Below are 13061 nucleotides of genomic sequence, written 5' to 3' on the forward strand. Positions count from 1 at the left end.
AATTTAGAATGGATAAATAATAAACGAATAATTATGTAATAAAATGTTGTAAGATATATAGTTTTATATGTATTATTGAATAGAGAAAAAGTGTAGTGATAGATGAAAGTTGGTGTTAATATGGATTATAGAGTTTCAGATATGCTAAATATATCTGAACTTAAGGATTTTATGGAAAGTATCTATAATATGACAGGAGTAGCATGTGTTATTAAAGACATTCAAGGAGAAGTAATAAATATGGTTTCCGAATATAATATGTTTGATAACTTAGAAAGTAATGATTGTCATTTCAATATACTTAATCAAATTAATAGGGGAAAAAAGGTGGCAATTCATAAGTGCAATAATGGATTGGTTTATGTAGGCATACCTATATTTATGATAAAAAAACATGTTGGAACTATATTTTTAAGCCCTGTATTTTTTAAAGAAAGTCATAGAGAACCCTTTGAAAGATGGCTAAATTTTGATGATTCGCATAAACAAGAGTATTTGGTAAATATAGAAAAAATACCTGTTATAGGATGGAGAAAATTAAAAAAGATTATTAAATTTTTTTGCAGTTCTTCTTTAATATTAGGCAGAATAGGAGATAGAATTATTAAAGATTTAGATAAAAATGAAATGTTAAATCAAAGTTATAGAAAGCTTTCAGATGTATATAAACGGTTGAGTATAGCACAAAATGAATTAAGATCTCAATATGATGAAATTGAAAAGATAGCCTATTATGATCAGTTAACGGGACTGCCAAATTGGAATTTTTTTGGTATAGAAGTTGAGGATAGAATCAAAAAGAATCCTGATGAAGGATTCTCCATATTTCAAATAGATTTGGATAATTTCAAAAATGTAAATGATATATTTGGATATGAATATGGAGATAAATTACTAAGGGAAATAGGAAATACTTTAAATTCACTACATATGGGAGTAGTTTCAAGATCCTCTGGAAATGAGTTTTTGATTTTGAAAGATAGATGTGAAAGTATAGAGAGTTTAAATGATACTGCCGAATATATCCTAAATACTATAAGTGGACTTTGGAATTTAGATGGAAATGAAATATTGATATCAGTCAGTATAGGTATAACAGTTTATCCCAAGCATGGAGATAAGTTTACTACATTGATTAGAAATACAGATATAGCTTTAAATAAAACCAAACTGCTGGGAAAAAATTCATATAAACTATTTGAAAAATCCATGTATGATGAAATTCTAAAAAAGGCAGAAATGGAAAAAGAGTTAAGAAGAGCAGTACAGAATAATGAATTTATCTTATACTACCAGCCCCAGGTAGACCTAAAGACTAGAAAGGCCGTAAGTTTTGAAGCTTTAATTAGATGGAAAAATCCAAAGTTGGGATGGGTTATGCCTTTAGATTTTATAAGTCTGGCGGAAGAAACGGGACTTATAGTACCTATAGGAGAATGGGTTCTTAAGACTGCTTGTATGCAAAATAAAGTGTGGAAGAGTAAAGGATATCCCTATGATTTTATATCCATAAATGTTTCCCCTATACAATTGAAGGATAAAAATTTTTTAAATATAGTAAAAAAGATTCTAAGAGAAACTCAGTTGGAGTCACAGCATCTGGAAATAGAGATAACTGAAAGTGTTATGATGGAATCTCTTGAGGGAAATTTAAAGGTTATAAATGAACTTAAAAGTATGGGTATAAGAGTAGCATTAGATGATTTTGGAAGTGGATATTCTTCTTTAAATTATTTAAAGAGTATTCCAATAAATACTCTTAAGATTGATAAAACCTTTATAGATGGAATATGTAAAGATTCTTATAAAGATATTATAACAGAAGAAATAATAAAGCTAGCCCATAGGATGGAACTGGAAGTAGTAGCAGAAGGAGTAGAGGGAGAGGAACAAATACAATCTTTGCGGGGAAAAAATTGTAACAAAATTCAAGGATATTACTTTGGAAAACCTATGCCTTCAGAACATATAGAAACTTTATTTAAAAAACAATCTGCAATATGATTCTTAAACTGAAAAGAAGTGGCTATATTATCAGCCAATTCTAAAGATCCTCTATTTTTTAAGATAGAGGATCTCTATTTAAATTACTATGAATGAGAAAATGCAAATGGAAATCCTTTATAACTCCCATATATCATAGGGAATTAATGGCAGACTTTCTAAATCACTTCCTCGATCAATATCAGGTCTTGTGGTTATAAATTCTTTTAATATAATTTCTGCTCCTCTTTTCCAGGTTTTATAACCAGTGCTTACTAATGTTATATATTTATCACCCTTTTTAATATTTTCTATAACTTCTTCTATTGGTTGATCCTGGAAGCTATCACTAAATTTATCTTCTCCCGTTACTTCACAAACTCTAACTTTTGTGATATGTGCATCACCCTTAGTACAATTATAATTTTCATATTCTACTTTAATAATTCCATATTCCATACTATCATCTCCTCTCATTACACTATTATACCATTTTTGCAGAGACAGCCAATATACTCTAACTATAATAATTTGACTTATTTTTCAGGGTATGAAGATAGAGATAAAATTCAATATAAATTTTTAAAATATACTTTAAAATCTAAAGGATAGCCGCAGCTCAAAATCTAAAAGGAAAATATTTTGCCATATAAATTTTTACTGTGATGAACTGATATATTTAAAAAAAGTATTGACAACCTAAGTATAAAAGTGTATAGTATCTATCAACAGATATGTATGGCATCAATGGTGAAATTTTTAAAAATAGTTAAAATAAAAAACTTCTTATCTAGAGAGACGGAGGGACTGGCCCTATGATGTCCGGCAACCAATATTTTTGATTAAGAATGTATGGTGCCAATTCCAGCAGGTGTGCCTGAAAGATGAGAGAAAATGTGAAGATTTAAACTTCCTGTATGTTTTCTCATTAGGGAGTTTTTTATTTGGTAGAATTGGTTCACTGGATAAACTGGAGACTAATCAAATTTAAAATTTGATTAGTCTTTTTAGTAAGGGGGAAAAATAAAATGAATGAGATCTATCTTTTTTCATATTCCATGTATTGCTGCAAATAAGCTCAATCGTATTTAAAAATTTTTTAATTAAAATCAATAAATCACAAACTTCGACATTATTTTTTAAAAAATATTGACAAGGTAATTATAACAGTGTATATTAAATATCAATAAATATGACTGATATGATTGACAGTGAATTTCAAAAGTGGTTAAAATAGAAAACTTCTTATCTAGAAGGACGGAGGGACTGGCCCTATGACGTCCGGCAACCAACATTTTTCATTAGAATGTATGGTGCTAATTCCAGCAGGTAGAACCTGAGAGATGAGAGAATACGAGGATTCAAACTTCCTGTATTTTCTTACAAGGAAGTTTTTTTATTTTATCCGAACGCTACCAGTGCTAATACTCCCATCTTCTTCAAAGTGGGAGATAAGCACTGCTATGCGCCTGGATAAGTTCTCCTAAGGTTCAGATGGAGATAAGCAGTCCCTACAGCAAACTCCACCTGAACCTAAGAATCACTTGATAAAATTGAATTTAGTGAAATTAGTCGACTGGATAAACTAGAGACTGATCAAATCAAAAATTTGATCAGTCTTTTCTATTTATTGCTGTATTGCTACTGCTGTAAATAAAATAATTTAATCTCTTGTGCTAGTTAATTATTTTGGCATAATTTGATTTACAGATAGAAAAACTCCAACATAATATATTAACCTTTCATTAAAAATGAGCAAATAATCAATGGGGATAACATATATGTCAGAGCTTCTTAATACAATATTATTTTACCATAAATATTGAAAATTTGAAAGACTTTATTAATCTAATTCGTTGGATTAATAATCAAAATAATGAAAATACATGTGTTAATTTTAATAGCACAAGATATAAATTTAATATGTTTTTGATGATTATGATTGACTAGATAAACTAGAGATCTGGGAAACTTAAATATTTTTGTATTAGTTTTCTTGGTCTCTTTTATTTAATGAGAATTTAATAGAAATACAAAAAATAAATACAGGGGGTTTCGTAATGAGTCAAGAAGCGGTTCAAGCTATTTTAAAACCTGATTTCAGCACTGATGTTAAATTGCAAGTTAAAAATATTACAAAAAAATTTATTATAAGAAAAAAGCAAGGCGGGGAATATTCTACTGTAACTATACTAGACAATATAAGTCTTGAAGTGAAAAAAGGGGAATTTCTTGTAATTGTTGGGCCAAGCGGTTGCGGTAAGACCACGCTCCTTGATATTTTTGGCGGACTTTCCAAACCAACAGAGGGTACTGTAAGTATTGATGGTGAAATCGTAGATGAACCTGATTTGAACAGGGGAATAGTTTTTCAACAGTATGCACTGTTTCCATGGCTTACAGCTGCCGAGAATGTGGGATTTGTACTAGAAAGTCAAAATGTTAAGAAAAAGGAACGGGATAAAATTGTAGATGAACTTTTAGAATTGGTAGGACTTTCAGGTTTTAAAAATCATTACCCACACCAATTGAGCGGAGGAATGAAGCAGAGAGCAGCCATTGCAAGAGCATTGTCCTTTGAGCCTGATATACTGCTCATGGATGAACCTTTTGGAGCTCTTGATTCTCTTACCAGGGAAATTCTACAAAGAGAGCTTCTTAGAATAAGAAACAAGACAGGCAAGACCATAATATTTATCACTCATAGCATTGATGAAGCTGTTTTTCTTGCGGACAGGGTGGTAGTTATGACGGTTAGACCAGGAACTATAAAGAAAATTGTAAAAATACCACTGTCCCGCTGTTCCAGACTGGAAAATGAGGATATTAGATCCACAGGGGAATTTGTACAAACACGTCAAAATTTATGGGCATTGATAAAAGAAGAGGTTTTTAAAAGTCAGAAATATTCTAAAGAAGAAAGGAAGTGATAAGATGCAAAAAGAAGTTCATTTTTCAGAGATAAGACCAGGAGTCGAGAAAGTTAAATCCAAATTTATAAATGTCTATCAGCGAACTATTGTTATTATTGTTGTTTTAGCTATATGGGAGGTTGCACCCCGATTCAATTTAATTGATCCCGTATTTATACCGCCTCCATCTGCAATAGTATCTGCCCTAGTGAAATTGATTTTGTCCAATGAACTGATAAAATTGATAGCTGCTAGTATGCAAAGAGCAGTAATTGGTTATGCTATAGCAGTTGTTTTGGCTATTCCATTGGGATTCCTTGTGGGGTGGTTTAAAAAATTTGAAAAGTATATGGATCCATTGTTCCAGACTTTACGTCAGGTCAACACCATGACTATTTTGCCTTTATTTATTCTGCTGCTGGGGATAGGCGAGGCTTCAAAAATAGCTATGATAGCTTTTGCAAGTTTTTGGTCTACTTTCATGAATACAGTGAGTGCAGTTAAAGGTGTCGACCCGCTGTATATAAAATGTGCCAGATCAATAAAGCTCTCCAACAGTAAAATATTTAGAAAGGTGGTTTTGCCATCAGCCATCCCGTCTATTTTTACTGGATTAAGATATAGTGCCTCTGTAGCACTTCTATTATTGATAACCACTGAAATGTTAGGTGGTACCAGTGGACTTGGATATGCAATTACCAATTGGCAGATGCTTTTTCAGACGGATAAAATGTGGGCAGGCATTGTTACAATGGCCGTAATTGGATTGATTATAAATAATATTTTTGTGTGGTTTGAAAAGAGATTGACCTATTGGAAGTATGATTTCCATCAGTAAACTAGAGTTTAAATTATAAAGCAGAGGAGTTATTATTATGAAAAAAAAATTTAAATTTTTAACGCCGCTTAAAATTGTATCAGTTTTTGTAGTATTGGTATTAGGATTAACAGCATGTGGAACAAGCAGTGCAGGGAATTCAACATCGAATAAAAAAACAGCAGCATCGGGGAAAGTAACTACTGTAAATGTAGCTGGATATTGGGGGGCAGGAGGTCTTACTACCTATGATCCACTAATAGTTGCACAAAAGCTGGGATATTTTAAAAACATCAAAATTGTAGATTCCAGTGTACCAGTAGGGGCTGATACACTAGCAGCTCTTACATCCGGACGTGTTCAGGCAGCTCATCTCCAGTATTCAATTGCTATAAGTGCTGTGGCAAAAGGTGCAAAGTTAAAAGCAGTTGCAGCTGCACATGGCGGACAAAATACTTCTAATCTACATTTCTATGTACCAAAAGATAGTCAGATTAATGGTCCCGAGGATTTAAAGGGCAAGTCAATTGGTGGTATTAGGATTGGCGATTCTGCATATTATGGTCTTTCGGATTGGCTGAAAAAAGGTGGAGTATCAATAAATGATGTTAAATTTGTTACAGTACAACCAGGTGAGACATTTCAGGTATTGGAGAAAAATCAATTAGCAGGAGTAGGAACCTGGTCAGATTTTGAACAAAAACCTATAGAAGAATCAGGTAAATATCGTGTGCTATTTACTGTATATGATCTTTTTCCAAAAGGACTTATTCACTGTGGGTTGTTTCTCAACCAGAAGTTTATAGATGAAAATCCTGAAGCAGTTAAAGAACTTACTGTTGGCTTTGAAAAGGCAAATACCTGGCTTCAGGAAAATCCAGAAAAAGGTAAAGAGCTGCATGTTCAAATCGCAAAAGAAAGAGGATTGGATTCATCTGCAATAGAAAAATATTATTCTGTAGTTGATATTAGACCTCACTCACTGGCAAAAAATAGCGATGCCCAATATTTTATAGATAAATTGGAGGAATATGACTATATACCAAAAGGAAAAGTTAAAGTGTCAGATGTACTTACAAATGAGTTTAACCCTTATGATAGTAAAAGTGAGTAATATTTTGGGTGTAGGAACTCTATTGGCTTTCCCGGGCAGCATAATAGGAGCCATAGTGGCCTATCCGATGGCAAGTTTCTTGATTTCATTTGCTTTAGTTTAATTTTATTTTAAAAATAAAATTCAATATAAAATGTAGGGAGGATATTATTATGTCAAAAGAACAGAAAAAGGAAATAGATCTTACTCAAAGCACTAGTCCCATTAGAGAAGATAGCTTAGGAAGCATTAAAGCTTTTTCAGGTAAGGTAAGTGATTTGATAAATGGGAAACGTGTTGGCGAAAATCTAGCTTGGCGTGAGCATGAGTTTCAGCAGACAGGAGGATGCCTTTTGACCCAGACTGTAGGGAGACTTGTAACTATAAGGGATTCTGCACTTATTGTCCATGGACCTGTGGGGTGCGCTCAGGGTACAAATAGTTATAGGGAAATATATCAGGGAATTCCTGAAAAATCCAGGGCATGGAGGGGAGATGTGGAACTTCATTCAGTGAGCAGCAATCTTACGGAAAGTGATATTGTGTTTGGAGGAGAAAGGAAACTGAGGCTGGCAATAAAAGAGGCAGCTGGAAGATATAATCCAAAGGCAATTATAATTGCTTGTTCCTGCGCTTCAGGAGTTATGGGTGATGATATAGACGGTATAGTGGCATCGATTCAACCTGAAGTAGAGCCTATACTTGTTCCTGTACACTGCGAGGGCTTCAGATCTCAAATATCACAGAGTGCTTTTGATAGTTCATCTCATGCCATAGTGAAATATATAGTTGAAAAACCTAAAAAAAGGCAAAAGGATTTGGTGGGTGTGATAGCCCCTATGAGTGTGACATTGGGGGATAAAAATGATCTCATAAGAATGTTCAATAAAATTGGTTTGAGGGTAATATTTATTCCGGATTTTGCTACAGTAGATGAATTAAAGGAAATTTCGGAAGCAGCGGTGATTGCACCTACATGCCAGTCATACGGGCAGTATATGCAGAAAGCTCTTTATGAAAATTATGATACACCTTATTTCCTTGATCCAGCTCCGCTTGGGATTGAAAATACTAAAATATGGTTTAGAGAGGTAGCTAAGTATACAGGCAAGGAAAAAGAAGTAGAACAACTTATAAAAGAAGAATTGGATTTTGTACTGCCTAAATTGAATGAGCTCAAAAAATCATTTAAGGGTAGGGAAGCAAGTATTTATGTATCTGCAGGTCAAGCTAGGGCTGTATTTATTCCGAGGTTTGCAACTGAGTTGGGTATTGATGTAGCAGCGGTTAATACTTTGGAATTGGATCCCAATATAGTGGATGAATTTGAAGAGGTGTATAATGAAATCGGTGATTTTGAAGTACATGCATCGGATTATCAGCCTTTTGAACAGAGTCATTTATTAAACAGATTGAAACCTGATCTTTATACAGGTTGTGCATTTATGGGTCTTTATAAAAGGGAGGGCAGTCAGCTTAGGAATCACTCTTTTCTTTCTGATTTTTCACCACAGTCAAATCAATTTTTCTTCAGGGGTATATTGAATTATGGAACTATTCTGGAACGTGCTTTGAAAAATCCTTCCCTCAATAAAACATTGTACAGGGAGACTCCAAGCCCATACAAATCATGGTGGTACGAGCAGGACGATATTGAAGTTTATATTAAACAAAAAAAATCGTATGCGGAAAAAAAATAAATTCGGGAGGAGAGGATAGGTTTGTCAGATAGCATTCAAAAACTAAAACTACAGGAAGTGGAAAGTGATAAGAGGGTTCTGGAAAATCCTAAATATACTTGTGCATTGGGAGGGGCACTTTCGGTTATTACCAATATTCACAGGGCAGTGCCTATAATTCATGCAGGAATAGGCTGCGGTATGAATCAAATGCTTAGTTATAGAGCTGCAGGTGCCCAGCAGGGTGTGGGATATGTAAGTGGATTAAGTATTCCTTCCAGCAATCTTTCGGAGAGAGATGTTGTATTTGGTGGAGAAATAAGACTCAGGGAAGAGATTCGTTCTACAATAGATCTCATTGACGGGGATTTTTACTTTGTGGCAAATGGCTGCATTGCAGGAATGATCGGAGATGATGTTGAGGGAATTGTAAATGAATTTTCAGAGGAGCCAACTCCTGTATTGTATGTCGATTCAAGCGGGTTCAGAGGAAACACCTATTTTGGGTATGAAGCGGTTTTTGAGGCTGCTGTGGAACAGTTGGTTAAGCCCCTGCCTAAGGAAAAAGGACTGGTAAATATACTGGGGTTTGTACCATATCAGGATATATTCTGGAGAGGAAACTTACGTGAAATAAGAAGACTGCTCGATAAAATTGGATTGAAGACAAACCAGGTAATAGGGGATTTCAGCGGTATTGAGGGATTGAAAAAACTTTCTGCGGCAGAATACACTATAGTAGTGTCTCCTTGGGTTGGAAGAAAAACTGCAAGGCTCTTGGAAGAGAAATTTGACATACCCTATGTTAATTTTCCCAATATACCTGTAGGACCAAGGGATTCCAGTGAGTTTTTACATGCCATAGGAGAAAAAGTAGGCATATCCAGAGCAAAGATTGAGAAAGTGGTTGCAGAAGAAGAGAGAGAAGCTTATGAAGATCTCAACATCATAGGAGATGTCTGCTCAAGATTTTCAGCATCACTTCCCTTTGCAGTAGTTTCCGGATCAGCAACAGCTGTGGGGATCACCAGATTTTTAACAAATGAAGTAGGATTTACTCCAAAACTTGTAATCATAAATGACGATCCGCCAGCTGATACCAGGAAAGAAATATTAGAGAGGATCAAGAATCTTGGCGATAAAAATACTGTAGTTGAAAGTGGTGGAATTAATCCCAAAGTTATTTTTGAAATAGATTCCTATGAGATACATGAACATTTGAGAAATGCTTATTTCAGGGTGATTTTTGCAAGTTCCCAGGAGAGATATGAAGCTGAAGGTAAAAGGCAGATACATTTAAGTGTAACATTCCCAGCAGAGAATCGTGTTGTCGTAAGAGATACTTACACGGGATACGGCGGAGGAATCTCACTTATAGAAGATTTCTTAAGCAAATTTGTGCGACCATAATAGGAGAGGAGGTTAATATATGGCGAAAGTTGCTGTAGCAAGCAGCGATGGTGTTTTTATAAATGAACATTTTGCAAGGGCGGATAAATTCTTTATTTATGAAATTCACCAGGGTGGAGAATATGAATTCATAGAGATACGAGCGGTTCATTTCAATAATTCTAAAAGTGGAGAAGATAAATTAAACAAGATTATAAAGCTGATGGGAGATGTAAAATTGGTATTAGCCAGCAGTGTTGGCTCTGGAGCAGTATATGTGCTTCATGATAGGAATATTGTGGCTGTAAGTCTCAGTGGATCCATAGAGAGAGCCCTTAAATCCTATGCTAAAAGGGGAAAGATACTTGAATATCTTGTGGCCAAGGATACCTTTGGAGGTTCAGTGGATAAATCTAATTGTCCAATTAGGGCAGCAAAGATTCTGTCAAACATACGCCGTTTTGATGATTAAAAAAATTCTTTCTAATAGGCATATATATGTTTATCCGAACGCTACCATTGCTAATACTCTCATCTTCTTCAAAGTGGGAGATAAGCACTGCTATGCGCCTGGATAAGTTCTTCTAAGGTTCAGATGGAGATAAGCAGTCCCTACAGCAAGCTCCACCTGAACCTAAGAATCACTTGATTTTACAGGGTATATTTACTAGTTGGTCTATTTGTTATATTTTGAAAAATGTCTTATTCTGAATTTTTAAGAGCGTACAATATTCATATTTGGGGGAATGTTTATGGCCTACGAAGAGTTAATAGTGTCAGCATTTGGACAATCAGTTTCATGTGCAACTATGTGTGGAATGTGTGAATCATTATATAAAAAGTATAAATTTGAGAATTACAGGGTAATTGATTATGCTGATAGAAAATATAATTTACCTAAAAAAAATGAAATGGTCATTGATGACGAGCATTTGTTTGTATGGCTTTTAAGTAAAGCTTGTAAATTATTTTTTCAAAAGAAAACTATAGACTATAAGATAAAATGGCTTGTGAGAGATGCACTTCTGATTTTTATTATTTATAGGGAAAGCGGACCTAAATTACTTCTAAAAATAAATAAAATATTATCCTTTGAATGGACAAAAGGTGTATTAAAGTCAGAACTGGAACATTTTTTTAAGTATTATGAACATGAGTGGAGCCAAATATATTATAGAAATTCGGTAGAGAAAAGAGATATAAATGATATGTTTAATAAATTATTTTTTATACTTAGCAATAATAATGTATTTATTGATACTCCTATTTATAATTGGTCAGACAGACATAAATGTAGAATACACATTTGCTAATAAAGTATTTACAATGATTGATAAAAGTAAATTGAGAGGAGTGAGTAATATGCATATGGCAGATGCATTAGTATCTCCGATAGTAGCGGGCACTATGTATACTTGTTCTGCAGCAGTGGCTATATATTCAGGTAATAAAGTTAAAGTAGAAAATGACTTAAAAAAAGTATCGGCAATGGGAGTGATGGGTGCATTTGTGTTTGCAACCCAGATGATTAATTTTACAATTCCAGGTACTGGTTCAAGTGGTCATTTATGTGGTGGAATGTTACTAGCAGTAATTTTAGGACCATATGCTGCCTTTTGTACCATGATAGGTATTCTGATGATTCAGTGTTTGATGTTTGCTGATGGTGGCCTGCTTGCATTGGGAGCAAATATATGGAATATGGCCTTCTATGGATGTTTTATTGGATATTTTTTCATTTGGAGGCCATTAACAAAAGCAGAGATAACAAAAAAAAGAATTATTATTGCCTCCATTCTAGGATGTATTTTGACCCTACAGTTAGGAGCATTTAGTGTAACATTAGAGACATTATCATCAGGGATAACAATGCTGCCTTTTAGTATTTTTGTAGGTGTTATGCAGCCAATCCATCTGGCCATTGGATTAATAGAAGGATTAATTACGGCGGCAGTATTAATTTTTGTATTTGAGGCAAGGCCAGAATTATTTCAAGAAAGTAACCATTATGATTTAAAGGGGAAGATGTCGTTCAAAAAAACTCTAACAGTTTTAGGCATAATAACATTATTAATTGGGGGAGGACTTTCGCTTGCTGCTTCTTCCAAGCCGGATGGATTAGAATGGTCAATCGAAAAAATTACGGGTTCTAATGAGATAAAAGAAAAAGAAAAGGGTATTTATGAAAAAGCAAAACAGTTACAAAATATGACAGCTGTACTTCCGGATTATTCATTTCAGAATTCGAAGACTGTCCTTGGAACAACATTTTCAGGTATAGCAGGATCTGGTGTCATTCTGATTATATGTATGACAGGGTGTTATGCTTTTAATATAATTAGGAAAAGTAAGAAAAATGAATAAAATAAGTAATGCAATATATGAAATAAATAAACTAGATGAACTGGCAAATCAAAAACAGTGGATAAATCAAATACATCCATTGATAAAATTGCTGGTTACAGTGGGATATATTATAATAATTATTTCTTTTGATCAGTATGATTTGTCCAAAGTATTGGTAATGGGAGTGTATCCTATTACTATATTTATACTAGGTGAGATATCTTTTATGGAAAGCCTATGGCGATTGAGAATTGTGTTGCCTTTGGTTTGTGTTATAGGGATATTCAACCCATTCTATGATAAGACAGTAGCTTTTCAAATTGGAGAGATAGAAGTGACAGCTGGGATGATTTCTATGGCTACATTAATGATTAAGGGTATCTACAGTGTTCTGGCTTCTTATTTATTAATTGTGACAACAACAATTGAAAAAATATGTTATGCCTTGCGTCTATTGCACGTGCCAGTCATCCTGATTACGCAGATCTTATTAACTTATCGTTATATAAGTGTATTGTTGTCAGAAGTTAATAGAATTACACAGGCGTATTCTCTACGTGCACCGAATCAAAAAGGAATTCATGTAAAAGTTTGGGGTTCTTTAATGGGACAATTGCTATTGAGAAGTATAGATAGGGCAGGGATTATTTATGACAGTATGAATTTGCGAGGGTATGATGGAAGATTTTATTATTATGGGAGAAAAGTGTGTAATGCAAAGAACTGGATATATTTATTCTTCTGGGTAAGCATTTTTCTTGTCCTGAAGTTTGGTATGTCATACCTTGATTAATTGATTTAACCATTATTAAATCATAGGTATTATCAATATTCAGGCAACC

General features: G+C 33.9%; 11 protein-coding genes and 2 riboswitches. Of the genes, 10 read left to right on the forward strand and 1 reads right to left on the reverse strand.

Annotation, left to right across the window (positions count from 1 at the left end; translation table 11 throughout):
- The first annotated feature begins 102 nt into the window (after window positions 1-102).
- The gene (locus tag BS101_RS05265; RefSeq protein WP_242951406.1) at window positions 103-2004 is read left to right on the forward strand and encodes an EAL domain-containing protein; all 1902 of its coding nucleotides are present in this window, start codon (window positions 103-105) and stop codon (window positions 2002-2004) included.
- Window positions 2005-2121: 117 nt separating this feature from the next.
- Here the strand turns inward: BS101_RS05265 and BS101_RS05270 are convergent, their stop codons facing one another.
- Window positions 2122-2442, reverse strand: a complete 321-nt coding sequence (locus BS101_RS05270; protein ID WP_242951407.1) for a DUF3892 domain-containing protein — start codon at window positions 2440-2442, stop codon at window positions 2122-2124.
- 324 nt (window positions 2443-2766) lie between these two features.
- Window positions 2767-2874: riboswitch (SAM riboswitch) on the forward strand.
- Between the two features lie 351 nt (window positions 2875-3225).
- Window positions 3226-3333, forward strand: a riboswitch (SAM riboswitch).
- A 710-nt stretch (window positions 3334-4043) separates the two neighbouring features.
- Here BS101_RS05270 and BS101_RS05275 point away from each other — a divergent pair.
- From BS101_RS05275 to cbiQ, 9 genes are all read left to right on the forward strand, one after another.
- Window positions 4044-4913 (forward strand): ABC transporter ATP-binding protein, encoded by an 870-nt coding sequence (locus BS101_RS05275; RefSeq protein WP_073537874.1) that lies wholly within the window; start codon window positions 4044-4046, stop codon window positions 4911-4913.
- Between the two features lie 4 nt (window positions 4914-4917).
- Window positions 4918-5733, forward strand: coding sequence for an ABC transporter permease (locus BS101_RS05280; RefSeq protein ID WP_073537875.1), 816 nt, complete (start codon window positions 4918-4920; stop codon window positions 5731-5733).
- Window positions 5734-5770: 37 nt separating this feature from the next.
- The gene (locus BS101_RS05285) at window positions 5771-6826 is read left to right on the forward strand and encodes an ABC transporter substrate-binding protein (RefSeq protein WP_073537876.1); all 1056 of its coding nucleotides are present in this window, start codon (window positions 5771-5773) and stop codon (window positions 6824-6826) included.
- 152 nt (window positions 6827-6978) lie between these two features.
- Window positions 6979-8505 (forward strand): nitrogenase component 1, encoded by a 1527-nt coding sequence (locus BS101_RS05290; protein ID WP_073537877.1) that lies wholly within the window; start codon window positions 6979-6981, stop codon window positions 8503-8505.
- Between the two features lie 21 nt (window positions 8506-8526).
- Window positions 8527-9894, forward strand: a complete 1368-nt coding sequence (locus tag BS101_RS05295; protein WP_073537878.1) for a nitrogenase component 1 — start codon at window positions 8527-8529, stop codon at window positions 9892-9894.
- A gap of 19 nt (window positions 9895-9913) precedes the next feature.
- Window positions 9914-10345: a NifB/NifX family molybdenum-iron cluster-binding protein gene (locus BS101_RS05300; protein WP_073537879.1), complete on the forward strand. Its 432-nt coding sequence runs from the start codon at window positions 9914-9916 to the stop codon at window positions 10343-10345.
- 280 nt (window positions 10346-10625) lie between these two features.
- Window positions 10626-11186: a hypothetical protein gene (locus BS101_RS05305; RefSeq protein WP_073537880.1), complete on the forward strand. Its 561-nt coding sequence runs from the start codon at window positions 10626-10628 to the stop codon at window positions 11184-11186.
- 49 nt (window positions 11187-11235) lie between these two features.
- The gene (locus BS101_RS05310; protein ID WP_073537881.1) at window positions 11236-12237 is read left to right on the forward strand and encodes an energy-coupling factor ABC transporter permease; all 1002 of its coding nucleotides are present in this window, start codon (window positions 11236-11238) and stop codon (window positions 12235-12237) included.
- Complete coding sequence (gene cbiQ / locus BS101_RS05315) at window positions 12230-13012, forward strand: cobalt ECF transporter T component CbiQ (RefSeq protein ID WP_073537882.1); 783 nt, start codon at window positions 12230-12232, stop codon at window positions 13010-13012. The genes BS101_RS05310 and cbiQ overlap by 8 nt, the downstream gene beginning before the upstream one ends.
- Window positions 13013-13061 lie beyond the last annotated feature (49 nt).

It is taken from the genome of Clostridium kluyveri (assembly GCF_001902295.1).
Classification (GTDB): Bacteria; Bacillota; Clostridia; order Clostridiales; family Clostridiaceae; genus Clostridium_B; species Clostridium_B kluyveri_B.

What these genes read in the sequence shown, in the direction of transcription:
- BS101_RS05265 (WP_242951406.1), top strand. Translation starts at nt 103, where the DNA reads ATGAAAGTTGGTGTTAATATGGATTATAGAGTTTCAGATATGCTAAAT.
- BS101_RS05270 (WP_242951407.1), bottom strand. Translation starts at nt 2,442, where the DNA reads ATGGAATATGGAATTATTAAAGTAGAATATGAAAATTATAATTGTACT.
- BS101_RS05275 (WP_073537874.1), top strand. Translation starts at nt 4,044, where the DNA reads ATGAGTCAAGAAGCGGTTCAAGCTATTTTAAAACCTGATTTCAGCACT.
- BS101_RS05280 (WP_073537875.1), top strand. Translation starts at nt 4,918, where the DNA reads ATGCAAAAAGAAGTTCATTTTTCAGAGATAAGACCAGGAGTCGAGAAA.
- BS101_RS05285 (WP_073537876.1), top strand. Translation starts at nt 5,771, where the DNA reads ATGAAAAAAAAATTTAAATTTTTAACGCCGCTTAAAATTGTATCAGTT.
- BS101_RS05290 (WP_073537877.1), top strand. Translation starts at nt 6,979, where the DNA reads ATGTCAAAAGAACAGAAAAAGGAAATAGATCTTACTCAAAGCACTAGT.
- BS101_RS05300 (WP_073537879.1), top strand. Translation starts at nt 9,914, where the DNA reads ATGGCGAAAGTTGCTGTAGCAAGCAGCGATGGTGTTTTTATAAATGAA.
- BS101_RS05305 (WP_073537880.1), top strand. Translation starts at nt 10,626, where the DNA reads ATGGCCTACGAAGAGTTAATAGTGTCAGCATTTGGACAATCAGTTTCA.
- BS101_RS05310 (WP_073537881.1), top strand. Translation starts at nt 11,236, where the DNA reads ATGCATATGGCAGATGCATTAGTATCTCCGATAGTAGCGGGCACTATG.
- cbiQ (WP_073537882.1), top strand. Translation starts at nt 12,230, where the DNA reads ATGAATAAAATAAGTAATGCAATATATGAAATAAATAAACTAGATGAA.